The following is a 24,917-nucleotide window of genomic DNA, read 5'->3' as shown; positions in this document are numbered from 1 at the left end:
GATGGCGATGCTCATCGTGGATCGAGCTCAACTGCAGTCGGCTGCCAATCGAATGATGGCGCTTGAACGTGTGGTCGACGAGTGCCTGGGAGACGCCGAGCAGACCATGGCCGCGTTGCGGTCGTCATGGCACGGGGATGGGTCTGATGCGCAGGCACAAGCCCAGCAGCAGTGGCAGGACGGTGCCGAACAGATGAAGGCGGCATTGTCGGCGTTGCGCCAGATCCTGCAGACAGCGCACAAAAATTACTCCGACGCGGTCGACAAGAACGGCCTCATGTGGCAGGAGTGACAGCGACAGCCGGAAGGATTGGGACCTCAGGCGACCGGCTCGAGGTCGATCCCGATGCGCTTATCCGTGACGGGCGGGAATTGGGGTCGCTGGGAACCCAGTTGGGTATGCTCTCGGACTCGCTGGGTGCGTCGTTGGCAGACGGGATTGCGTCGGGTACCGATCCAGCCGGTGCCAACTTCGGTCTTACCTACGGGGATCTGGCGCAGAGCTTCGCCAACGGCCTGGCGATGGCTGCAAACGCGTTGAAGTCGGTCGGCTACATGTTGGAGGCCACGGGCTTCAACTACAAGAACGCCGACGTGGCCTCGACGGTGGGCGGAGCGGGCCCGACCGGCGGCGTCGGCGATGTACCGGACACGACGACGGCTGCGGATGCTGCGCTCGGGCCGAGCGTGACCAGGACCCCGCCTCCAGGCCTATGGGGGCTGGTCGAACCGTTGGTACCCATTCCGTGGCCATCCGGCGTTCCCGCCTTGATGGGTGTTACCGCTGCGCAGTGGGAAAACTATGCCAGCGGGTTCGAAGTGGTTCAGGCACAGGTCGACGGTGTGAAAACTGCGGTATCACTTCACGTTCGGCACCTTGCCGAAGGCCCAAAGATCAACGAGGCGATGGTTGGCCTGCATGAAGGGGTGGCGGCCCTGGCGGCCCTGGCGTCAGGCACAGCGGATGTCATCAAGGGTTTCGCCAAGGGTGTCCAAGATGCTCAGGATGCGATCCGCCGGATTCTGGATCGGATCTCGTCTAGTGGGCTGATCGACACTGTCAAAGGCCTTTTCACCGGCGACGGGCTTCAGATCCTTCGCGAGATCGCCAATGAAGTGGGCGCCGCGTTGAAGTACCTGCAAAGCCAGGTCAAGGCTTTCGTCGGGCTCCTGCAACAGCTGACCCAGGCCATCGGTGATGCGATGACTGGGCTGCAAAAATGGGTCAGGCCAAGGCTGGAAGAGGTGTTCGGCGAGAAGGTGGGCAGAAATCTCGCCGCCCAATTCACGTTGTTATCCGACGTAAATATCGGCATGACCACCGGCCTCGTCAATGCGGTGGCGGGAGTCGTGGCGATGGCCGACCCCGACACATGGAAGGGCATGTACGACGTCGGGATGTCGGTGCTGCACGATCCCACGAAATTGGACGACGTTTTGCTCACGATGGGCAGGGAGTTCGTCGCGTACGACTCCCTCAAAAGCGATCATCCTGGTCGGGGGATTGGGGAGGCTGGATTCAACGTCATTTCGTCATTGAATCCTGGCGGTGTGGCATCAAAGGCTGGGATGGCGGCCAAGGCCGCAGAGCGGATCAAGGGGTTGGCCGAAGACGGAAAGCTAAGCAAGCTCGGCGATTTGGCCAAGCTTGGGGCCGGCAAGAACAACCTCGACGCATTGGACAGCCTGGGTGGTTCCAAGGCTCCCGAATCAGTGGAATTCACCCCGGCACCCCGCGTCCCTGAGTCCGTGATTGGCCCAAGGCTGCCCGACGGTTTCGGCGCCTCCGTGGGCCGGCCAGGCCAGGACGGACCCAAAGGCCTTCAGGAATCGCCCGGAGCCCGGAGTTTCCACGGAGACGGCGGCGATGGTCCGTCCGATCCTCCCGCACGCGCAGCGGGGCCATCAGAATCCGCCCCGGGTCATTCTGCTGGTCTGTCCCCACAACCTCCGATGGGTGCAGGGCCGGGGCATCCTGTTGACTCTCCAGATTCGCCGGGGCCTTCATCAGGCGATCCTGTGCCGACAAGCCGCAACTACGATCCTGATTCATACAGTACCGCAAGCGATCCCGAAACCCTGACTACTCCGGGTCTTCAGAAATCTGCTCACGCAACCCCCGAGTATGTGCAGCCGCAGGCCACGCACCAATCACCGAATTCGGAGCCTTATAACAGCGGGCACTTGTCTGGGAACCAAGGGCACAGCCCTGGTGTTCGCGAGGATGCGGGGCGAGGTCCTTTCGCCAATCACATGTCCAACGACACGCATCCGGCTGCTTCACCTGAGCCTCTGCTAAATCAACAGCCAGATGGCCAGGCTCCCGACTCGCCGCACTCGCCCCATCACCCAGGTGAGCCGTCGGATGATCCGCTTGCTCCCGGCACGCCGACGGATTCTGATGCCGTCGACCCCGACGATTTCGCAGCAGAACATCCGCCGCTGCATCGAGAAGACCCCTATCCGGTCCAATACATGCCCGGAATGTTCGACAATGAGACGGACCCGAACCATAGCCCATTCCTGGGGCAGAGTGTCGAGCGCTGGCCGCCCGAGGAAATTGAGCAGCACCGAATAGTGGTCGACCAGAACGGGCTTTTGCGTCACATTGATGGCCGTCTGTTCGACACGCGTGACGCAATATTGTGGAATCGAGAGGGGGGTAAAGCGATATTCACAATGGATCCGCAAGGAAATATCTACGCGTCACTTGAACAAGAAGTCGGGCGAATTCATCATTCAACACTTTCAAGCGGCAGGCCAGTTGCCGGCGCCGGAGAGTTAGCCGTAATAGACGGACGCCTGAAAGAAGTAACGGGAAATAGTGGGCACTACCGCCCACTACGTTCGAATACACAAAACGTGCTCGACGAGCTCGAGAGCCGCGGGGTCGACTTGAGCTCGGTTTCGATTGACTGGATAGCTCCGGAAGGAACGTGACTTGAACATAGCATCGTGGCGGGGCGGGGTAGATATGATCCTCTATCACCTGCTATTTATTGCGGAACTTGACGCGGCTAATGCCGAAATGACTGCCGACGCCATCATTATGTACCGAACTTTCGGTCAGGGTCCTCAATTCTTTCTCGACGCTATCGAAGGCGCACTGGCCAGTGATGCTGAAATCATGACCGAGGGATGGGCGGAACCCCCTCACGACCGCGAGGACCTCCGGCATACCGAAGCCGATATGCGCGAATTCTTGGCGATGGTGGCTGGTGAACTGCGTCGACGACAACCGTGGCCTCCTAAGCCCGAGCGCAAGCGTTGAGGCCCTTGTGAATGGCGAGTCCGAATCAGCATGAGTTTGCGTTTCGCAGGCGTTCAAATTTCTCGGTAAAGGCAGGTGGTTAGCGACCATGTGGTGGCATGGCAGGATTATCCAGATACTTTATTGTCTAAAGTACGTCCGCACCCTGGATAGTCGCGGAGCGATTGATATGTCGCGTTCGATGGTCGTACAGCGATGCCTCGTCGGGGGACCTCAGGCCTATCTTGACGCAATCGAGGCTGCTCTTGCCCAGGCTGGATCGGTCCGTCTGGCGACGACACCACATTCCGAGAATGATATTCGCCAATTCCTAGAGGCGTTGGCCATGGAGCTTCGGCGAAATTACCCCTGGGTGTTGCCTCCAGTTCTGGAGCTGCGACTGGACAACTGGGAGCAGTTATTGGGGGAGGTCCAACCCATCGCAAGAATTGAACTGCGTCAGCTTGAAGTGAGCCAACGTCTGGGTTTCGAATTCGGCGATATCGCGGGCAAGCAAGAACCTGGATTGTTGCTTCGGCTGGAGTCGGGTGCCGTTGTGGGATTCTTGGCTCCGGCAAAGCTGAGCGATCGAGGTGTTGCGCTTGTGGTGAGCGGCAAACACGAAGTCCGACAGATTATGGATCAGATCAGTCGTGTGCTGATGCTGCAGCCCACACAGCTGACGGCAATTGAGCAGACGGGGCACCAGGCCCGCTCCACACAAAGGCGCGTCCTGCCTGATCTCGAACCTCAGCCGTCGGGAGTCGAGCGGTGGTCCGCCGAGCGGCTCGAACGCCATCGGGTTGTGATCGACAAAGAGGGGCGATTCAGAACCATCGACGGAGGCGTCTTGGACACCCGGATGGCTTCGGCGAGCTGGCGTCCGAATGCTGAATTCGCTTTGTTCATCATGGATCCGCACGGTAACTTCTATGTCTCGCTGAGGCGCGTTGTTTCGCGTATCCACCACTCGACGTTGTCCGGAGGCGGTCCGGTGGCAGCGGCGGGTGAGTTTCGCGTTCGCGAAGGGCGATTGCTGGTTCTCACCGACCACAGCGGCCACTACCCGCCAACGCGATTCGGCGACCAGATCCTCGTGGGTGAGTTGCAACAACGAGGTGTCAGCACGGCGGACGTGCTATTCGATTTCGCGGCGGGGGAATAGCGGTGAAAGCTGGGCGCGCGATTGGGTTGTCGAACCGATGGAGATGCTCGCGCCTACCTACGCGTCCAGGTCTTGCTCCACCAGCCCGGCTACGGTGGCCAATGCGTCGGCGTCGTCGGATTCCACGGTCACCTGGGCTCCGTTGCCGGCGCCCAGCGTCATGATCATCAGGGCCGAACCGGCGTCGACGGGTTCGCCGCCATCCATGGACAGGGTGACCGGGACTCCTGCGTTGACCACGGCCTCGGCGATGATCGCGGCGGGGCGGGCGTGCAGGCCGATGGCCGAACCGACGGTGACAGTCTTGCTGGGCATTGTTTCTCCTTAGGTGGTGGCCAGCGCCGGTGTCTCCGGCGTGGTGATGGATGGTTTGGCGAATTGTTTGGCGGTGATGACCGCCAGGGCGGCGACGACGGTGCCGGCGGCCAGGGCGAGCAGGAACCACAGCAGGTTGCCGATCGCGAAGAATACGAAGATGCCGCCGTGCGGTGCCTTGAGCGTGACGTCGAATGCCATGATCAGCCCGCCGGTGACGGCGCCGCCGAGCATCATCGACGGGATCACCCGCAGCGGATCGGCCGCGGCGAACGGGATTGCACCTTCGGAGATGAAGGAGGCACCCAGCAGCCATGCGGCGCGGCCGTTTTCGCGCTCAGGTTCGGTGAACAGCCCGGGCCGCAGTGTCGATGCCAGTGCCATGGCGAGCGGCGGCACCATCCCGGCCGCCATCACCGCGGCCATGATGCGCAGGGTGGCGGGATCGGCGACGTTGAGGCCTGCGGTGGCAAATGCGTAGGCCGCCTTGTTGACCGGACCGCCAAGGTCGAAGCACATCATCAGCCCGAGAATCACGCCGAGAACCACGACGGAGGTTCCGGTCATGCCGCTGAGCCAGTTGGTCAGGCCGGTGGTCAGCGCGGCCAGCGGACGCCCGAGCAGCAGGAACATCAACAGGCCCACGATCAGTGACGCACCGAGGGGGATCACCACCACGGGCATCAGCCCCCGGAACCACTGCGGCACCTTGAAGGAACTGATCCACTGCGCGGCGAATCCGGCGATCAGGCCGCCGACGATGCCGCCGATGAATCCGCCGCCGACGAACACGGCCACGGCACCTGCGGTGAAACCGGGTGCGATACCGGGCCGGTCAGCGATCGCGAAGGAGATGTAGCCGGCCAGGGCCGGCACCAGGAACATGAAGGCCAACCCGCCGAGCGTGAACAGCACCGCTCCGAGGTACTGCGTCAGGCCGCCGGGCGGGAGGTCTGCCAGGGTGTTGGTGACGGCGATGTGGTGGCCCAGCGAGTTCATGCCGTAGGCCAGCGGGCTCGGCTGTCCCTCAGGGGTGTTGCCGATGTCGTACCCGGCGAACAGGAATCCCAGTGCGATGAGCAAGCCACCGGCCGCGACGAACGGGATCATGTAGCTCACGCCGGTGAGCAGGATCTGGCGGGTGCGGGTGCCCCAGCCCACGTCGCCCGACGCGGCCGGAGCAGCCTCGCCAACAGAGCCGGCCACCCGCGGGGCGTTGGGATCGTTTGCGGCACTGATCGCTTCGGAGATCATCGTGTCGGGCTCGTTGATGGCGCGTTTCACGCCGGAGGCGATGACGGGTTTGCCCGCGAAGCGTTGCTTGTCCTTGACCCCGACGTCGGTGGCGAAGATGACCGCATCCGCTGCCGCAATGGTGGTTGCGGACAACGGCGTGCTGCCGGACGACCCTTGGGTTTCGACGGCCAAGTTGACGCCGGCGGTCTCGGCGGCCTGCTTGAGTGCATCGGCCGCCATATAAGTGTGGGCGATGCCGGTGGGGCAGGCGGTGATCGCGACGATCGATACGGCCTTGACGGGCTCGGCGACTGGTGCAGGAACGGGAGCGGCGGGCGCCGGATTCACCACACCGTCGACGAGCGCCACCACCTCGTCGACGTCGGCGGCCTCACGCAGGGAGGCCACGAAGTCTTTGCGGACCAGCGCGCGGGCCAGGCTCGACAGCAGCTTCATGTGCTCGGCTCCACCGGATTCCGGTGCGGCGATCAGGAATACGAGGTCGGCGGGGCCGTCGGGTGCACCGAAGTCGACTTTGGGTGACAGCCGGGCGAATCCGATCGTCGGGGTATCGACGTAGGGGGAGCGGCAATGCGGAATCGCGATGCCGCCGGGCAGCCCGGTGGCGGACTGGGCCTCGCGTGCCATCGCGGCGCCCACCAGTCCGTCGCTGTCGGTGGTGCGGCCCGCCTCGGCGAGCGCGCCGACCAGACGGGTGATGACTGCTTCCTTGTCACCGCCCGCGTCGACGTCGAGCAGGACCAGACCGGGGGTGATGATCGGTTGGGTCATAGTGGCACCTTCACGGGGTGGGTACGGACGGCTTCGAGGTCGAGTTGGGCTGGACCGGGCAGGGCTGATCCGGGGAGGGCCGCAGCGGCACTGCCGTAGGCGACGGCCATCTGTAGTCGCTGTGGGGCTTCGGCGCCGGCGACGACGGCGCGCAGGTAGCCGGCCAATGAGGAGTCCCCGGCGCCGACGGTGCTACGCGGAACGATCGGTGGCGGCGTGGCCACCCAGGCGCCGTCGTTGTCGACGAGTACGGCGCCGGCTGCACCCAGTGTGGCCAGCACCGTGCCGACACCACGTGCGACGAGCTGGCGGGCCGCGGCCACCACGGCCGTTGTATCGCCTTGGGCGGCAGCGTGTTCCAAGTCGGCGGCGGGCACTCCGGCGAGGTCGGCGAGTTCCTCGGCGTTGGGCTTGATCAGATCGGGTGCGGCCACCTCGAATGCGGCCGCCAGCGCTGCCAGCGGCGCGTCGGAGGTGTCGACGGCGACCCGGCAGCCAAGCGGGGCCAGAAGCCTCACCACGTGGGCGTACCAGTCGACCGGGATCCCGGGTGGCAGCGATCCGGACATCACCACCCACGATGCGTTCTGCGCCTTGGCCAGCACACAGCGGGTGAGCGCTTGGAGCGCATCGGCGTCCACGACCGCGCCACGCTCATTGAGTTTCGTTGTGGTGCCGTCGGGTTCGGTGATGGCGAAATTGGTGCGGACCGGCTCGGCAATGGGAACGCCGATGAAGGGCACACCAAGCGTCCGCAAACCGGCGAGCAATGGATCGTCGTCGGCGGCGGGCAGCACCGCTTCGGCGGAGACGCCGGCCAACGTCAGGGCACGGGCCACATTGATGCCCTTGCCGCCGGGTTCCACGGTGACGGAGTCGACGCGCTGCACGGCGCCACGCGTCAGCGGCGATCCCACGGTGACGGTGCGGTCCAGGCTGGGGTTGGGGGTGACCGTGATGATCATGCGGTCACCACCTCGACGCCGTGCTCGGTGAGCAGTGCCCGGTCGGTGCCCGAGATCTCGTCGTCGGTGATCAAGGTGTCGACGCACTCGATGGGGGCGAAGCTGACGAAGTCCTCTTCACCAACCTTGGACGAGTCTGCTACGACCACAACGTAATTCGCGGCCTGCACCATCGCTCGCTTGACCGCTGCCTCTTCGGTGTCCGGGGTCGACAACCCATGGCGCACGCTGATGGCGTTGGTGCCGATGAACGCGATGTCCACCCGCAGGGTCTCGAGTACCCGCAGCACCTGCTCACCGACGGCGGCCTGGGTCAGGCCGCGGACCCGTCCGCCGAGCAGTTGCAGGGTGACGGTGGGCATCGCGGCCAGATGTCCGGCGATCGGCACCGAGTTGGTCACCACGGTGAGCTCCCGGTCCGTCGGTAGTTGCGCGGCGACGCGGGCGGTGGTCGTGCCGGCATCCAGCAGCACACTGGCGCCGCTGAGGGGGAAGAAGTCGACAGCGGCGGCGGCGATCGCATCTTTCTGAGTGGCGCGGGTGGTGTCGCGTTCTCCGACGCCGGCTTCCACCAGGTGAAGAGCCCGGGCCGGGACCGCCCCGCCGTGGACGCGACGCACCACACCGGCCTTGTCGAGTACGGCAAGGTCCCGGCGGACGGTCTCGGTGGTGACGTCATATGCCTGCGCCAACTCGGCGACCGAGGCGCGGCCCCTGCTCATGACCAGCGCGGCGATGGCCTGCTGGCGCTCCTCGGCGTACATGAGCCTCCGTTTGTGTGGGTTAGAGCCTGCATTAATGTTGATATTTGTTGTTTTACGCTTGAGTGTGTTGACTTGTCAATGGATTCTTGTAATCTGTCTCACATGAGCACTACATCTCCGGTTGCGTCACCGACTGTCTTGCGCGGGGTTCCAGTGGTCCCGGGTGTGCAGTACGCACCGGTGATCCGGGTCAGCAGGCTCCCGGAGATTCAGGTTCCGGCCGCGGACATCGATGAAGCCGACCGCCCGGCCGAGGCCGGGCGTTTCGCGGCCGCGGCGACGGACGCCGGAGCGGCGGCGGGCAAGCCGGTCGGCGTCTGCGGTGAGGCCGCAGCCGACCCGCTGCTGGCCGCTGTCCTGGTGGGTCTGGGAGTGACGTCGTTGTCGATGGCGCCGGCGGCGATCGCGGCCGTGGGTGCGCGCATCTCGCAGGTGACGCTGCAGCAGTGCCGCGCGGCCGCCGACGCGGTGCTGGCCACGGCCTCTGCTGCCGAGGCCCGGGAGGCCGCGCTGGCTGCTCTGTCCTGACAGGCGGCGGGAATAATCGGACCGCAGTCCGGTTATAGCTGGCATCAGACTACAAACAGGAGGTAGGAGATGCCAGCCATCACCGCAGACACCTTGACCCTGCCCCGTATTGCGGCAGCTCAGGCGTCGGACACCGAACGCCCGGTCCGTTCGATCACGACCGGCCCGCGCGGATACGAAGGCGAGGGATTCCCCGTCGTGCGCGCCTTCGGCGGAGTGAGCGCCGCAGACCTAGACCCGTTCGTTCACATGGACCAGATGGGTGAGGTCGAGTACCAGCCCGGCGAGCCGCGCGGCACCGATTGGCACCCGCACCGCGGGTTCGAAACCGTCACCTACATGATCGACGGCCGCTTCGCCCACCAGGATTCGCATGGCGGCGGTGGACTGATCACCGACGGCGCCACCCAGTGGATGACCGCCGGATCTGGCATCCTGCACATCGAGACCCCGCCGGCCGAGCTCGTCGAGAGCGGTGGCACCTTCCACGGCATCCAGCTGTGGGTGAACCTGCCCAAGAAGGACAAGTTCGCGACGCCGCGGTACCAGGCCATCGAAGGTCCCGATGCGAAGCTGCTGTCCTCTCAGGACGGCGGAGCACTGGTCCGGATCATCGCCGGCGAGATCGACGGTGCGCAGGGCCCGGGCAGCACCCACACCCCGATCACCATGGCGCACGCCACGATCGAGCCAGGGGCGCAGCTGAACCTGCCGTGGAACCGCGACTTCAACGCGCTGGTGTATGTGCTGAGCGGACGCGGCAGCGTCGGCCCGGTGGCACATCCCATCCAGCAGGGCCAGCTCGCAGTGCTGGGCCCCGGCGACCGCATCACGGTCTCGGCCGAGGCAAACCAGGACTCGAACCGTCCCGCGATGGAGGTTCTGCTGCTGGGCGGCAAGCCGATTCGTGAACCCGTCTTCCACTACGGCCCGTTCGTGATGAACTCGAAATCCGAGCTCATCCAGGCACTGGAGGACTACCAGGCGGGCAAGTTCGGCCAGATCCCGCCGAACGCGCTGATGCCGCACCGGCCTCTGAGCTGACGGTCAACTACGCCGATATCCCGACGCCGCCCGGCCTGCGCTTGGGCGGCTTGGGTTGCACGGCACCAGCTTTCGGGGCGGACCCGTTGGTCGGAATCGTGGCGGCAGTGGGTTCGGCGCTCTGCCCGTTGCGTTGATCGCCGGCGATGCGCCGGCACATTTCAGCGAGATGAGCCACGGTGATCCGGCTGCTGGCGCGGTTGGGCTGAATCTTGATCAGCAGCTTGCCGGTGACGGTCAGGTGCGTGCAGACCGAATCGAGGTTGCCCGGGGTTGGCACCGCCAGCCGGACCACTTCTTCGAAACGGGTCAGCAGCTGGGCAACTTCCTGGTCCCCGGCCTGGCCATTCTGCCCAAGCCGGCCTGATCTGAGCGCCCGCACCAGGGCCGCGTCGGCGATCGAGACCGCCGTGTAGAACGTGCGGTCAATCGAGAACCGCTCGCGCGCGGTGACCTCGCAACGATCGATCAGCGCATCAGCGTCGGGCACCGGTTTGTCCAGGATCGCCGCCAGGGTCAGCCAGTTCAGCACTGCGTACGGGTCGAGGCATTGACGCTGCATGGTGAGCAGATGCGCCTGACGGTAGAGGTCGGACGCTCGACACAGCATCTTCCTGGCGGTCCCGGCGGTCGGTTCGGCAGCGGCCCGACGCTTGTAGGCGCTACCCAGCAGGTTGTACCGCTCGGCAGTCTTGGACACCTCGAGGAGCCGCTCGAGGCGCTCGATGGCCTTTCCATACAGCTCCTGGGCGTGCTCGGGGTCGCTGTCGGCGAGATCGTTGGCCATGCGTGCCTCGAAGTTGGCGAGTTGCTCGACGGCCCGCATGGTCGTCGTCGACGTTTCACCCTCCCCGGCTAGCGCGGCGATCAGGTATCGGCGGGCATCCTCGAATCGCCGCAGATTGCCGTACGCGTAGCCGATCGCCATCTGAACATCGGTCTGCTCCAGCCAGTCGGCAGGACATTCCTGCACCAGCGCGTTGAGCTGCTGGGTGGCCAGGCTGGGCGAAATCAGGTTCGTCGAACCGACTTCCGGCTTGCGGCCGACGTAGTTCACCGCCTCGATGAACTCGGCGACATCCACCCGTCCCGGCCCGGCCGCCGTGGTGCCGGTGGCAGTGGGATCGAGCCGGTAGTCCGGATCACCGTACGCTTGGTACGCGCCCCAGGTGTTGCTGTCGGGGAACTGGTCGTGAGTGTGGCCGCGAGCGGCCTTGAGGGCGTACCCGAAAGTCTCTCCGCCGAGCATGCATTCGTAGAATTTCTGGGCGAATTCCTTGGCTGCGTCATCTTTGACGGCCCAGCCGGCGGCCACCACCGCGCGTACGCCCATCTCGATCAATTCGCGGGAAACGCTGGCGGCCAGGCGATTGAACTCGACGGCAGGGGTGCGCGCCGGGGCCTCGGGCCCGGTCTGGCCGATGTGGCAGCAGTTGAGGAAAACCAGTTCGGGTACCTGCTGCATCTGGCCGACCTCGACGGCGGTGAGGAAGACGCCATTGTCGAGCACCATCCCGCTGCGGGCCTTGCCGTCGGCGGTGGCCGGGGGTTCGTAGTAGCCGTGACCGGCGAGATGCACTATGCGGTAGGGCTTTCGGTACAGTCCGGCGAGCACCTCGAGCGCCGTCGGTTTGGTGACGGGCTTGTCGACGTCGAAGCGTCCGCGCAGTAGGTCGTACACCGCGCCGGCTTCGGCCATCGCTCCGGGCAATTGATTGAACGGCGGGCTTACCAGCGGATCGCCGACAACGTAGGCCGCCGTGCCTGCCCGCGCGCCGATCTGTGGACGGTAGTTCGTTGTCTGCAACTGCCGCACCAGAGCCTTGTCGAGACACAGAGCCTTGTCACCGGCGCTCATCAGCTCCCATGGATAGGCGGCGGTTTCGGCATCCAGGACGAGCACCAGGTTGTCGACCTGTGCGAGCCCGGACTTGAGCTCGTTGGGAACGGTGAGCTCGAACAGCACTCGCGATTCCTCTGGCCGGAACCGGGTTTGGGAGATCGAGTCCTTGATCAGCCGGTCCACCAGCTCGGGCTGCCGCTGCTGTGAGGTCGCCTCGGCGCGGGCGCGGTCGGACAGGGTGAGGAACTTGATCTGGCGGTGGGCTTCAACCTGGCCGGGTGCGCTGATCGCCAATTCCGCCAGCGCGGCAAGGAGTTCCGGCTCAGCGTTGCCGGATTCGAGCACGGCGCGCTTGAGCCGGTCGGCCAGCGGCTTGGGCAGGCAGGGCGGCTCGGGCTTGCGCGGTGGCACCACCACGCTGACCTCCCACCGGCGCCACGCATGCTGACGGCCCGCCGAGGCCGTCAGGCGCCGCCGGCCCTCCCGGCCGCGCCGGAGAAGCTGAGTCGCCTCGATCTCGGTGTCGAGCTCCTTGCCGATCAGCGGAGCCAGACGCTTGACCGCATGGGCCGCCTCGATCGCCGTGTCGGCGTAGAGCTCGACGATCTCGACTTCCTGGATGGTGAGTGCGTTGTTGTTGCCGTCGGCGAGTTCGCGGTTGGCCTGGCCGATCGCGCGCAGAATGGCCCCCACCGAATCGCCCACCGCGATGTTCGCGGTCGAGTTGCCGCCGACCAGAAGCACCGACAACCCGAGCTTTTCCGCGGCGGGGTCGTCCTCCGGTGATGCGGACAGGCCGTCGCGGCGTTCGAGAACGTACTGGAGGGCGGCGCGGCGAAGCAGATCGCTCAGTTGGCCAGCGCTGAGCTCGCCCCACTTCCCCAGGCCGACGACGATCGCGCCGGTCGGCAGGGCCAGCGCCTTCTCCACCGCTGTCGGCTTACGCAAGACCACCGCCACGGATCCGAATTCGCCGGGGTAGAGCCCCAGCGCATAGCGCTCCGTCAGCGCACCCCGCAGCAGCCCGTCCAGTTGGGCTTCGGCGCCGATGATGGTGTCGCCCTCGTAATGCCCGACCACGATGGGGTACCGCGCGTAGCGCAGGTCGTCGTGCACCACTGACACCCGGAAGCTGGGCTGCGCGCCTTCTTGATACGGCTTGCGCGCGGACTTTCCCAGGAGGTCGGCGGCCAGCGAGGTCTCGGTCGGATAGAGCACCGGTTCGGGCAGCGCCCGGAATTCGTGCGCGCCGCCGCGTGCCGCGCTGAGTGGGCTGTCCGAGAGCCGTGAGGTGGTACCCGAATCGAGCAGATCCTGTAGCGCGGGGAAGCTCGGTGCGTGAGAGGCCAGGTCGCCGTGCACCGCGTCCATGTACCAGGTCCGGACGCCGGGCAGGCGGCCCGAGAGATACGTGACCCGACCGTCGCCTTCCGTCGTGCAGTCCAGGACGACCCGCCCGTCGATGATGTCGACGCCCTTCACCGTGCGGGGCGAGGTTCCCGCCACGTAGTGCACCCGATCCGGGTGGGGCAGACCCGACAGGTGGCCCTTGATGGCGTCGTGCGTCTCTCGTGCGCCATCCAGCAGGGCTTCGCCCGGGACGGCCGCCCCGCCGCGTTGGGTCCGGCAATCACGCCAGTGCGACACCGTGAAATAACGCTCGTCATCGGGCAGCAGCTCGAGCACACCCGGGAACTTCCCGATGATGTCGACGACCTCCGCCATGTCGTGCGTCAGGTCCAGCAGCGCGAGTTTCTGGACGGTCGCAGCACTGCCGAGCAATGATTCGACGATGTCGTGCGAGCCGCGGTTCGGCGTGCCGAGCATGACCAGGCGCCCGCCGTCGCGGTCACAGATGCGGTCCCACAGGTCGGGCGCTTGCGCAATCATCGCGCGGACCACCAACCCGCCCATGCTGTGAGCGATGATCCGAACCGGCTGCTTCGTTCGCCGTAGGGCATTCTCGAGCTCGACGATCAGCAGCCGGGCCGCCTCGGTCACCGACCGGCGCCAGTCGTAGGCGAACGGGACGACTTCGTGAGTGTTCTGTAGGAACTCGCACAGCTCGCGATAGCCGTCGCCGACCAGGGCGACGGGACGTACATTCGCCGCGGCGACGTCGGCGAGATCGCCGAGCCCGCCGCGCAGCAGGGCGAGGTAGCGCATCCAGACCTCGCGCTCGCCGATATTGAGGTGCGACCCCATGATGCCCGGTAGGACAAAGACAATCGGCTGGTCCGCGTTGGCGCGGGTCTGCAGCGACCGCAGCATCGGCACCGGATCGAGCTCGCTCGCCACGATGTCTCGGAAGATGGCTGGAGGCTTGTCGGCGGGTGCTGCGAGCCACTCGACAAGCGCCCCGCGCGTGCTCGGATTGGCGAAGTAGTTGAAGTGGCTGACGTCGGCGCCCTGGTCGAATACGTAGCGGGCGGCGGTCCGCCGGGCCCCGTGGAACATGGCGTCGGTGTTGACGACGAGGTCGTTGTCCCGGCCTTCGTAGATGACGTGATCGCTGGCGAACACCCCTATCTTCTTGAGCCAGTTGCCTGCCTGGATATCGCCGGCGATGACGCCCATCGCGCCGAGCGCCGGATCGGTCAGATTGTTGAGCAGGGCGACCAGCGGTGACTGCGGCATCATTGCTTCGAGCCCGGGCACCAGTGACGGCAGGGTCCGGTTCTTGACGATTTCGAGGGCGATCCGCTTGATCACCTCGTAAAGCGGTGTTCCGCCGACACCCGGAATGAAACCGATGAGGTTGGTCAGCACCGACAGGAAGACGTCGATGTTCTCGCCCGCCAGCAGGGTGCCGCGCGACGGCGAAGCGCAACGCACGAACCGTTCGACTCGAAGTTGTTTGTGCGCAACGAGTTCGGCGAGGCGGCCGAGTTGCCTACGGTCATGCAGGTCTGCCAGGTCCAGATCGGAATTGCCACGTTTGAAGTTCGCCACGAGCTCGGTGTTGATCGACGTCAGCGTGACCAGATCGCCGACGAGCCCGCCGCGGGAATGCGACACGATGCTGACCCGGGCATTGCGGGGCAGCGCGGTGAGCAGCTCGATGGCGTTGTCGATCGGGCTCTCGCTCAAAGTGCGGTGCTCGAAGGCGTAGATGTTGCCGCCGAACAGCCGCTGCAACTCTTGCCATTGTGGTTGCGCTTCGTTGTTCAGGAAGGAACCGAAGCTGCCGCGGGTGGACGAAGCGGTGCCGTGGATGAACACCAGCAGAGGCTTGTCGACGTCGAATCCCGTGAAATCGACGGGGGCGGGCGCCGGCGTCACGGCCTCGCGGGTGGCGTCCTCCCACTTGTACAGGCCGGGGCCGGGTCTGAGATTGTTCTCGATCATCCGGATCAACGCTTTGGTGGCGAACCAGGCGGGGACCTTCGCCAGCAGGTTGATTCCGAGGTCCTTGGCCTCGTCGATGAGGTCGATCGGCCACTGTGCGGGATCGGTGACCTTGTCGGTGATGGCGTCGGAATCCAGTCGCAGCACCCGTAGCCGAGTGGTCAGCCACTCCTTGACACCTCGTTCCGAGGCGCGCGGGAGCGTGTCGACGCTGACGGCGTCGCCGACCATCGCTTCGGGTTTGAGCAGCGGCGCTTCCTCGTAGTACCGCTTGGCCGAAACCCAGGTGGTGAACCCGCCTTCGATCTCGATTTCGAGGATGGCGTCGTCGGCGACCTTGATGGCACGCGGCTTCGGGCTCTGCTCGCGTGCCGATGGGGACAGGTTGTAGGAGCCGACCACCTCGACCGCGTCGAGCAGGCCGGTGCCGGGAGTGTCGGCGTCGACGCCGGGCATGCCTCCGCGTGTCGAGTGGATGTCAGTCTTGTCCTGGAGGCCGGAGAGCTGCAGCTTGACGGTCATCGTTTCGACGGTGCTAGTCGAGGGGCGACAGGAAGGGTTGCTCGAGGCGGGCTTCGTTGCCTTCGAGTTGCGGAACCTGCTCGTAGCGGCCGCGTTTCAGTTTCGTACAGGTCTGGTCGTGTAGTTCCCGATACGACAGCGGTGTCCGGGATTCGGTCACGGCCTCGACCAGGTGGTAGGTCAAGGCTCCGGCGTAGCCGCCGCCGAGGGCGGCGTCGGCCGAGGTCTGGTCGGCGCGGCAGCCCGAGATGAGTACCTCGGGGATGTCGACGTGGACGACGTCGGCCCCCGGCTTGTGACGGCGTAGTCCCCGCGTCGTCCCGGTCAGGGCGCGGCCTGACTCCACCGCCGCCAGGTCCCACGGGCTCGGCAGGTATCGCTCGATGACCGGGGCGTCGGGCGGTTCGAGGGCGCGCGTGACGGTGCCGGAATGGCACGAGTCGGTGATCACCGTGAGGCTCACCCCGGCAGCCAGTCCGTCGAAGACACTGCGCAGCCAGTCGTCGCGCAGTGGGTCGTCCCAGTCGAGGTCGGTCGGGCACAGGATCTCGTCGCGCTTGTCGGACTCATCCCCGTTGTCGTCGGGCACATTGGAGCCGTGACCGGAGTAGTGCACGAGCAGTACGTCGCCGCGCCGGGCCCCGCGGATCAGCCCCGTGATGGCTTCCTCGATCGCTTCCTTGGTGGCCTTGAAGTCCGTGATCAAGGAAATATCGTCGGACTCGAATTCATACTGTCGCTGAAGCAGTTTGGCCATGTTCTTCACATCGGGAACGCAACCGCGTAGGTCATTTCCCGGGACTCGGTAACGATTGACTCCGATGAGCACCGCTTTCTTGGCCATGGTGCTCTCCTTTGCATTAGGCCTCGGTCAGGATTGATGAAATTCCGGTCCGGAGAAGCAGCAGGCCTGGTGGGGCATCGCAGTATCCTCTCCTGAGACCGACGACACGTCAGGTGGGCAATTGCAGTATGTGCACGTGACGCGGAGGGGTCGTGAGTAGTCGGGTACTCGAATTTGCACGATTACTTTCGCGCGGTGTGCAGCGGCGAGGAGAGGACGGCCCGCTCGTGACGTCACCGTTCCGGCTGCAGTTTCCGAATGCGGGCGAAGCAGCTGCGGTGCGGGTCACCGAAACTACGGAATTACCATCGGCGCTCTCGGCTTTGGGGCTTATCCCGCCCCGGCCCACCGTAGTGGTGGTGGGTGGGGCCGGCGGCTTCGACGCCACCGGCATGGACCGGCTCCGTCCACTGTTCGATTCCGGCATAGCGCCCGTGATGCAGAAGTACGGGGCAGTCGGCGTGGACGGCGGAACGCTGGCCGGGGTCATGCAACTGTTCGGCGAGGCCCGCGCGGCAGCGGCGTTTCCGCTCCTGGGTGTGGCTGCCGCCGGCACGGTGAAGTTGCCCGACGCCTCCGCGCCCGACCATGCGCAGGGCTACGAGCTGGAGCCGCGGCACACCCACTTCCTGATCGTGCCCGGTGACCACTGGGGCGCCGAAACTCCCTGGATCGCCGAGGTCACAACGATTCTCGCCGACAGCGCGCCGTCGATCACGGTGTTGATCAACGGCGGCGACATCGCCTACTCCGACGCTGAGCTGAGCGTGCGAGCCGGACGGCCCGTGGTGGCGATTGCCGGGTCGGGGCGAACAGCCGACACGTTCGCGCGCGCGTTGGCGGGTCAGCCGACAGATGAACGGACTGCGGCGCTGGTCCGATCCGGGCTGATCCGTTCGATTCCGGCGGACGCTCCGGAAAGGCTCGTTGAATTGCTCGAGACTGTTTTGGGTGACGGCCGCAACGTGAGTTGACCGCGCCCGGTCCCGCCAAATTCGAGTAGTTGACTACGCTACGCGGCCGTCGCACGGACTAGGACGATTGGTCTGTGCCTGGAGCGTTCCCTGGACACCCGCGCTGGTGCTGCGCCACCCCCAGCGACGCCGGCAGCTGTCTGGCGCAATGTGAATCGAGCTATTCGACATGAACGAGGAATTCTGGGGCAGTCTTCTCTCGCATATCCGACACCGGTTGCTGATACCGGTTGTGGGGCCCGACGTAACTATGGTCAAGGTCGACGGCTCGGAGCACAGCCTGACCACGCTGGTGGGTCAACGTCTGACCGAGCGGTTCGACCTCAACGTTCCGCCCCGGACCATGACCACCGATCAGGCTGTGGCGGCGTTTCTGCGTGAGCGTGGTCGAGACGAGGTCGATGACCTGTATGGCGTGATCGACGAAATCACGATGGAGCTCGATCCGGAGCCCGGTGATGCGCTGAGTGACCTCGCGGCCATCGACGATCTGCGGTTGTTCGTGACGACAACGCCTGACCGATTGCTGGCAAAAGCGTTGAGCACTGTTCGCGGCCGGCCCGTACGTGAGATTTCGTTCGCCCCGAACAAGTCCACCCCCGACCAAGAGCGCAATGCCAAGGAGCCTTCGCCGGCCGACACGGTTGTTCTCAGCCTGTTCGGTCAAACCGCGGCGATGCCGGAGTACGCGATCCACGAGGAGGACCGCCTGGAGTGGATCCATGCATTGCTGACCGAGAAGGCCAGCCTCCCCGACTGGCTCGACTATCCGCTGAAGCATCAGCCGATGTTGTTCATCGGATGCCAGATCCCCGACTGGTTCGGGCGGTTTCTCGTTCGGCTGTCCAGCGACAAACGACTGGCACTCGGCGGTAAACCGTTCTTCTTCGCCGCAAACTCCCGTGAGCCGTCGCTGTCGAGCTTCTTCTCGACATACTGCCGGCGAACGATGGTCAAGCAGTTGGACATGGAGCCGACCGAGTTCGTAGCGGAGTTGCGTACACGGTGGGAGGCGAAGCAACCGAAATCTCGCGCATCCGCCGCACCCGGCCCAATTCGGGGTGGAGCTCAAGACATCGAACCGCCGTCGCTGGACAACGCGGAAATCTTCATCAGCTACAAGCACGAGGATGTGGCAGCGGCACGGCGACTGTATGACGCGATCACCGCACTCGGCGGGGTGGCCTGGCTCGACGAGCGGGAACTGCGCACCGGTGACGCCTGGGAGGAGGAGATTCTCAGCTGCATTCGTCAAACCGTCCGCCTGTTCGTCCCGGTGATCTCCGCCAACACCGAGCGGAAGAAAGAAAGCTACGTCTTCAAGGAATGGAACGAGGCCGTCGACCGAACGCGCGGCATCCTCGGGCAGCGCTTCATCATGCCGGTGGTCATCGACGATGACTATGACGGTGACGCGACTCGGTTCAAGCAAGTACCGCGGGAGTTCAAGAACTTCCAGTTCGGTCACGCGCCAGGGGGCGAGCCCGACGCGGACCTGACCAGGGATTTGATCTCCGCGATCCGGGAAATTCGACGTAATGATGCAGCATGACGCACGCAACGATCACGACGAGACTGGACGCCGATAATCCGTGGCCCGGGCTGGAGTCGTATTGCGAAGACGCGCAAGGCTTTTTCTACGGCCGTGTCCGTGAATGCGAAAAGCTTCTCAAAAGGGTTCTCGACGCTCCCGTCACGGTGTTGTTCGGACGCTCAGGGCTGGGTAAGACATCATTGCTGCACGCGGGCCTGTTCCCGTTGTTGCGCAACGAAAACTATCTGCCGATCTATGTCAGGTTCGACCTCAAGCCGGGCGCGGCCTCACTCAGCTGTCAGCTCCACGACGCGGTCCGCCATGCCTTACAAGCGGAAGCGCCCGATGCGACGCTTCCCCGGGACGACGAATCACTCTGGGAATACCTGCATCGGGCGGACCTCGAGCTGTGGAGTACGCGGAACTACCTACTGACACCGGTGCTCGTCCTCGACCAGTTCGAAGAGCTGTTCACGCTCGGTGAGGGCGTACCCGATCAGGTGGAGGCATTCAAGTACGACCTTGCCGACCTCGCCGAGAACCGGATACCCGCGGACCTGGCCACCCGAATCAAAGATGATCCGGCGGAGGCGCGGCGCTTCAACTTGCGGTCGCACAACTGCAAGCTGCTGATCAGTCTGCGCGAAGATTTTCTTGCCCACCTTGAGGACTGGTGCCGCTTCAGTCCCGCGCTGGGCCGCTCGCGAATGCGGCTGCTTCCCTTGGGTATTGACGAGGCATTCGAGGCGGTGTACAAACCGGCCGAACATCTGATGACACCCGAACTCGCGCATCAGGTGGTGGACATCATCGCCGGAGCGGGTCTGCATACCGGTGCCGGTGTCTTACCGCACGATGTCGATGTTCGTGTCAACCGTCGTGGCGCGACCGACGTCGAACCCACCTTGCTCAGCTTGGTCTGCCGCGAGCTCAACGAGGAACGTAAGCGCCTCGGGAAAGCCGCATTCGACGAGCAACTCGTCGAGGAGCATGGTCGCTCGACGATTCCGAACTATTACACCTCGTGCGTGAGTGGCATGCGGCCGGAGGTGGCCGAATTCATTGAGAACCAATTGATTACGACCACCGGGTTTCGTGACTTCGAGGCTGTCGAGGACGCGGTTCCGTCGCACCTCACGCGCGAGGAACTCGATCAGCTGATCGACTCACGGCTGGTCCGCCTCGCGGAATACCACGGCACGCAACGGATTGAGCTGATTCATGATGTGCTCACGGGCACCGTACGGTCCCACCGCGATCAGCGGAACGCGGAAAGGTCCCGACGGCTCGCGGAAGAGGAGAAAGAGAAGGAGAAGGCTGCGCTCGCGGAGGCCGCGGAGCGTGCTCGCGAACGTGAGCGCGCTGCCCAGGCCCAACTGGCGGTGGAGGAACGCGCCAAGATCGAGGCCCAGCGCCAGACCCAGGCGCTTCTCAAGCGCACGCGGCAGCTCCGTGCGGTGCTGGCTGCTGCCGTGGTCGTCGCGGTAGTTGCCGCCAGCTTATGGGTGTGGGCCATTCGCCAACGCAATGAGGCGCAGGAGCACTTTCGGGCTGCGACCGCGGAGCGGTTGTACGGGGAGTCGCTGCTGATGCTGGCGGGACGATCGCCGCTGGGCAGCAACGATTTTGATGCAATGCAGATGCTGCTGGCCGCGTATGCCATACCGTCGACAGAGGCCGGCCGCAACTACGATCTGTTGACGGTGCTCAACGAAGAGCGCAACCTTCTCAAGGTCATCGACCTTCCGTTCGTCGTCAGGAGTGTGGCGTTCAGCCCGGATGGTTCTCGCATCGTGTCCGGCAGCGCCGACAGCGTTGTGCAGGTATGGGATGCCGTCAGTGGGCAGCCGGTCGGGACGCCGATGAGACACGGCGACCGGGTCACGAGTGTGGCGTTCAGCCCGGATGGTTCTCGCATCGTGTCGGGTAGCGCAGACAACAGTGTGCGGGTGTGGGATGCCGTCACTGGGCAATCTGCGGGAGAGCCGATGCGTCACGACGCCGCTGTGATGAGTGTGGCGTTCAGCCCGGCTGGTTCTCGCATCGTGTCCGGTGGTGCGGATAAGACGGTGCGGGTGTGGGACACCGCGAGTGGAAAGCCTGTCGGGGCGCCGATGCGACACAGCGACACAGTGGCGAGTGTGGCGTTCAGCCCGGATGGTTCACACATCGTCTCGGGCGGTTACGACAAGACGGTGCGGGTGTGGGATGCGGTCAGCGGGAGGCCGGTGGGGGCGCCGATGACACACGGCGACCGGGTGATGAGTGTGGCGTTCGGTCCGGACGGTGCCCACATCGCCTCCGGCAGCGCCGATAAGACCGTGCAGATGTGGGATGCGGTCAGCGGGCGGGCCGTCGGCCAGCCGATGCGCCACGATGCCGCTGTGATGAGTGTGGCGTTCAGCCCAGATGGGGCCCGCATCGCCTCGGCCAGCTACGACAACGCGATTCAACTTTGGGATGTTGCGGCCGGCGGCAGTGAGCCCAGCGTCCTGCTCGGACATGAATCTCCGGTGTGGACCTTGGCGTTCAGCCCAGACAGCCGCGAGCTGGTTTCAGCAGGCGGTGACGATGGGAGTATCCGGCTGTGGGATGCCACCAGTTGGCAACCCATGCGGGGCCATTCAGACGCGGCTTGGGCCGGATACTTCGATGGTGGTCGCCGTATCGGTTCGGGCAGCGGCGGGGACGACAAGACAGTGCGCTGGTGGGACGCGGAGACGGGGCAGCCGATCGGAGAGCCGTTGCGCGTGGACGGCCCCGACGTGGGTTACCTGTTCCCGGTCGACCAGAACCGCCTCCTGTCGTTGTCACACGACACGGCCAATACCGTCGCGCAGCTATGGGATGCGCGAAGCGGAAAACCGATCGGCGAAGCGCTGAGTCTCCCGCCTGGCCCCAACCGGGAGGTTGTTGCCGATGACACAACCAACCCCCGAATCGCTGTCAAGCTGGAACCCAGCGTTTTGCAGGTATACAAGTCCGACACCATGCGGCCGGTCGGAGCATTGATCCGGCCGACGGAAGAGGTCGCGACCTTCAACTTCAGCCACGACGGTGAGATCGTTGCCACTGGCAGCGTCCAAGGAACGGTTGAGCTGTGGGACTCGGACACCGGCGAGCGGATCGGTCGGCCGATGAAGGGTGACAGCTGGGTGGCGAGCATCGTGTTCAGCAACGACGGCAGTTTGATGGCGGTTGGGTATGCCAATTACCGACTCCGGTTGTGGGATACCGGCACCTTCGAGCCCAAAGGCGAAGACATGCCACAGGTCACCCTCCCAGCTGTCGTGGCGCTGAGCCCCGACAATCGCACGATCGCATCGGGTGGCGATGACGGCAATATTCAGCTCTGGGATGTAGACGGCCAAAAGCAGCTCGGCGCGCCGCTCACGGGTCATTCGGCGTCAGTGACGAGTCTCCATTTCAGTTCGGATGGAAAGAAACTGCTGTCGTCCAGTGGGGACGGCACGCTGCGTGTCTGGCCGGTTCTCGAGCCCGATCCGAACCTGTTGTGCGCCAAGCTCACCCACAATCTGACGCCCGAACGGGAGAGTGAGACCGCCCGCGGGATCGACTACGACTCGCCCTGCACTCAGCTGACTGCATCCGAGTACGCCGGACAGCGCTAACCCACCGACTCGGCGGGCTGCGGGTACAACAACTCCAGCTCACCGAGATGCGCGGCCGCCGTCACCAGTGGCAGGGCCGCCGAAACGGCGAGATCCGTCCCAGCGGCCTCGGCGCGCAACGACACGACGAAGCTCTCTCCGATCGGCACCAGTACCGAGGTGGCGTGGTCGCCGGTGAGCCGGGCGCAGATGGCTGCGGCATGTTCCTCGATCACCGAGCGGGTCTGGTCGTAGACGCCCAGCGGCGGAGGCACGACATCGGCGATCAGCTCGGCTGCGGCGCGAACCCGGTTGGCCCGGTTTGCTGCTCGCACCACCGGTGCGCGCTGGTCGCTGGGCCCGCCGTTCTCCGAAAGATATTGGCGGACAGCGTCATCGAGGGTGCGGGATGCTGACAGCGCGTCGTGGCCCAGCGCGACGACGCGGTCGGTGGCCTGCTCGGATGCACCTCGGGTGACGCGCAGGACGGCGAACTTGAGGAACTGTGCACCCACGGCGCGGGCCTGGTCGATGGCCTTCGACACCGACGCTGTCGCGCCTCGCGGCCACAACAGCAGTGACACCACGATGCCGACCAGTGCGCCGACCACGACGTCCTCGACGCGGACCAGGCCCACCCGCCAGCCCGTCGGGACTATCAGGTTGAAGTTGATCAGCACCATCATCGTGAACGCGGCCTGTCCGGCGATGAACGACCCGACTTCGGGTACATAGGCGGACCCGAATGCCACCAGCGGCAAGAGGATCCACAGCACCACGGGGTCGACGCCGACGAACTCGATGAGCACCGCGCCGAGCACGAAGCCGATGGCGGTGCCGGCCACGGCCCGCAGCACGCGGGTCCCGGTGGTCAGCGCGCTGCTGCGCAGCACCGACATCGCGCCAAGAACCACCCAGAAGCCGTGCTGCACCGGGAACACGTGAGTGACGGCGACGGCCACGGCCAATCCGAGTCCGGTACGCAGGCTGTTGCGCAGCACGACGGCCCGGGTGGCCACCAGGCCCTTGGCGATGGCCGCGACAGCGACGGCCTCGGGCATCACCCAGTCGGCAGCGCCGGTTTCGGGCAGGCGCCGGCCCAACACCCGAGCCCAGACCGGGCGCGCGTCGGCCAGCGCCGCATTGCCGATAACCCTTCCGGTGACCGCGATGGTGGCTGAGATGGTGCGTCGGATCAGCAGGCCCCGTCCGAGTTCGACGGCGGCCGCGTCGTCGGCGGTATCCAGGATCCGGGTGATGTCGTCGCGGTAGCTGCTCTGTGCCACGGTGCGCTGTTCGGCCAGTGCCGCCCGCAGATCGATTCCGCGCGCGGCACGTTCGGCGCGATCGTGGATCCGCAGCAGCGCGGCGCTGTCGCGCAGGACCCGCACCGCGGGGTCACGCATGGCGCCGAGCAGTTCACCGGTGTCATCGGTGACCTGGTCGCAGATCCAGCCGAGGTCGTCGACGACGCGGACCAGCGCCCGGCTGCCTGCGCTGAGCGCGACGGGTCGGTAGTCGGCGCCGAGGAAGCTCTCGTAGAGCTTGTTCATCGCGCGGGTGACGTCGCGGGCCGAGGCTTGGCCTTCGAGCCGGTCGGCCAGCAGGCGGCACACCCGCGCCGAGTAGCGGCGCAGCTCGTCGTGATGCTTTGGCCGGAACAGGAACAGCGCGGCGGGCACGCAGATCACGAGGGCGATCAGCCAGCCGAGCAGCCGGTCGGGTATCGGTCCGACGGGCGTGCACAGCGGCAGGACGAACAGCAGCAGTGTGGCGCGCTGCCCGGCTGCGACGATCTCGCTGAGCACCCCGGAGAAGGACACCACCACGCCGACGACGAACATCGCCGCAACGCTCAGCCATGGATAGGGCGCCAGTACGGTGCCCAGCACGATCAGCATGGCGCCGTTGACGGCCAGGCCGCCGTAGGCCACCGCGCGCGCGGGCCGGTTGCCGGGGAAGTCGGCGGTGATGAGCAGCGAGACCGCGCCGAAGATGGCGAACAGCGGGGTCTGGGAGTCACCACCGACGGCGAAGCCCACCGCAGCGGCGATGGGCAGGACGATGGCGGCCCGCAGGGCGCGGCGCAGGGCGTCGTACTCGGGATCTCTGGCGCGTAGTGAATTACGCAGGCGATCAGCTGCCCGGTGCCAGATCTCGGCCGGGGTCAGCATGATCGCCG

The 24,917-nt window shown here is 65.3% G+C and carries 15 protein-coding genes and 1 pseudogene; 9 read left to right on the top strand and 7 right to left on the bottom strand.

Features of this window, described 5'->3' with window-relative positions:
* Position 1 precedes the first annotated feature (1 nt).
* The 4 genes from BN2156_RS20110 (at position 2) to BN2156_RS30590 (ending at position 4,415) form a co-directional block, all read left to right on the top strand.
* The gene (locus BN2156_RS20110; RefSeq protein ID WP_090517512.1) at positions 2 to 292 is read left to right on the top strand and encodes a WXG100 family type VII secretion target; all 291 of its coding nucleotides are present in this window, start codon (positions 2 to 4) and stop codon (positions 290 to 292) included.
* The gene (locus BN2156_RS30595) at positions 289 to 2,940 is read left to right on the top strand and encodes an IQM protein middle domain-containing protein (RefSeq protein WP_131725184.1); all 2,652 of its coding nucleotides are present in this window, start codon (positions 289 to 291) and stop codon (positions 2,938 to 2,940) included. The genes BN2156_RS20110 and BN2156_RS30595 overlap by 4 nt, the downstream gene beginning before the upstream one ends.
* 34 nt (positions 2,941 to 2,974) lie before the next feature.
* Complete coding sequence (locus BN2156_RS20095) at positions 2,975 to 3,271, top strand: hypothetical protein (RefSeq protein WP_090516716.1); 297 nt, start codon at positions 2,975 to 2,977, stop codon at positions 3,269 to 3,271.
* Positions 3,272 to 3,440: 169 nt separating this feature from the next.
* Complete coding sequence (locus BN2156_RS30590) at positions 3,441 to 4,415, top strand: IQM protein middle domain-containing protein (RefSeq protein ID WP_131725183.1); 975 nt, start codon at positions 3,441 to 3,443, stop codon at positions 4,413 to 4,415.
* Between the two features lie 57 nt (positions 4,416 to 4,472).
* On the opposite strand, the gene BN2156_RS20080 is transcribed toward BN2156_RS30590, so the two are convergent.
* From BN2156_RS20080 to BN2156_RS20065, 4 genes are read right to left on the bottom strand one after another with little or no spacing between them, the layout of a single operon-like run.
* On the bottom strand, positions 4,473 to 4,730 hold the full coding sequence (locus BN2156_RS20080) for an HPr family phosphocarrier protein (protein WP_029110534.1): 258 nt from the start codon (positions 4,728 to 4,730) through the stop codon (positions 4,473 to 4,475).
* A 9-nt stretch (positions 4,731 to 4,739) separates the two neighbouring features.
* Positions 4,740 to 6,758 (bottom strand): PTS fructose transporter subunit IIABC, encoded by a 2,019-nt coding sequence (locus tag BN2156_RS20075; protein ID WP_090516713.1) that lies wholly within the window; start codon positions 6,756 to 6,758, stop codon positions 4,740 to 4,742.
* A complete protein-coding gene (locus BN2156_RS20070) occupies positions 6,755 to 7,723 on the bottom strand; it encodes a 1-phosphofructokinase family hexose kinase (protein WP_090516712.1) in 969 nt (322 codons plus the stop codon). The genes BN2156_RS20075 and BN2156_RS20070 overlap by 4 nt, the downstream gene beginning before the upstream one ends.
* Positions 7,720 to 8,487, bottom strand: a complete 768-nt coding sequence (locus tag BN2156_RS20065) for a DeoR/GlpR family DNA-binding transcription regulator (RefSeq protein WP_090516711.1) — start codon at positions 8,485 to 8,487, stop codon at positions 7,720 to 7,722. Before BN2156_RS20065 ends, BN2156_RS20070 begins: the two co-directional genes overlap by 4 nt.
* A 270-nt stretch (positions 8,488 to 8,757) precedes the next feature.
* On the opposite strand from BN2156_RS20065, the pseudogene BN2156_RS20060 reads away from it, so the two are divergent.
* Both BN2156_RS20060 and BN2156_RS20055 read left to right on the top strand, forming a co-directional pair.
* Positions 8,758 to 9,015: pseudogene (locus BN2156_RS20060) on the top strand (putative PEP-binding protein); the annotation flags it as partial.
* Positions 9,016 to 9,084: 69 nt separating this feature from the next.
* Positions 9,085 to 10,059: a pirin family protein gene (locus BN2156_RS20055; RefSeq protein WP_090516710.1), complete on the top strand. Its 975-nt coding sequence runs from the start codon at positions 9,085 to 9,087 to the stop codon at positions 10,057 to 10,059.
* A 7-nt stretch (positions 10,060 to 10,066) separates the two neighbouring features.
* Here the strand turns inward: BN2156_RS20055 and BN2156_RS20050 are convergent, their stop codons facing one another.
* Together BN2156_RS20050 and BN2156_RS20045 are read right to left on the bottom strand one after the other, a co-directional pair.
* Positions 10,067 to 15,772, bottom strand: coding sequence for a CHAT domain-containing protein (locus BN2156_RS20050; protein ID WP_090516709.1), 5,706 nt, complete (start codon positions 15,770 to 15,772; stop codon positions 10,067 to 10,069).
* 13 nt (positions 15,773 to 15,785) lie between these two features.
* Positions 15,786 to 16,616 (bottom strand): caspase family protein, encoded by an 831-nt coding sequence (locus BN2156_RS20045; protein ID WP_090516708.1) that lies wholly within the window; start codon positions 16,614 to 16,616, stop codon positions 15,786 to 15,788.
* Between the two features lie 227 nt (positions 16,617 to 16,843).
* Between BN2156_RS20045 and BN2156_RS20040 the strand changes: the two genes are divergently transcribed.
* The 3 genes from BN2156_RS20040 (at position 16,844) to BN2156_RS20030 (ending at position 22,756) form a co-directional block, all read left to right on the top strand.
* Positions 16,844 to 17,590, top strand: a complete 747-nt coding sequence (locus BN2156_RS20040; protein WP_090516707.1) for a TRP family putative cation channel — start codon at positions 16,844 to 16,846, stop codon at positions 17,588 to 17,590.
* 250 nt (positions 17,591 to 17,840) lie between these two features.
* On the top strand, positions 17,841 to 19,142 hold the full coding sequence (locus BN2156_RS20035; protein WP_159402855.1) for a toll/interleukin-1 receptor domain-containing protein: 1,302 nt from the start codon (positions 17,841 to 17,843) through the stop codon (positions 19,140 to 19,142).
* On the top strand, positions 19,139 to 22,756 hold the full coding sequence (locus BN2156_RS20030; RefSeq protein ID WP_090516705.1) for a WD40 repeat domain-containing protein: 3,618 nt from the start codon (positions 19,139 to 19,141) through the stop codon (positions 22,754 to 22,756). The genes BN2156_RS20035 and BN2156_RS20030 overlap by 4 nt, the downstream gene beginning before the upstream one ends.
* Here the strand turns inward: BN2156_RS20030 and BN2156_RS20025 are convergent.
* Positions 22,753 to 24,909, bottom strand: a complete 2,157-nt coding sequence (locus BN2156_RS20025) for an FUSC family protein (protein ID WP_162839240.1) — start codon at positions 24,907 to 24,909, stop codon at positions 22,753 to 22,755. The genes BN2156_RS20030 and BN2156_RS20025 overlap by 4 nt on opposite strands.
* Positions 24,910 to 24,917: the final 8 nt, after the last annotated feature.

It is taken from the genome of Mycolicibacterium neworleansense (genome assembly GCF_001245615.1).
GTDB lineage: Bacteria > Actinomycetota > Actinomycetes > Mycobacteriales > Mycobacteriaceae > Mycobacterium > Mycobacterium neworleansense.
The sequence above is the reverse complement of the archived record's forward strand: the minus strand, read 5'-3'. Positions and strand labels throughout refer to the sequence as shown.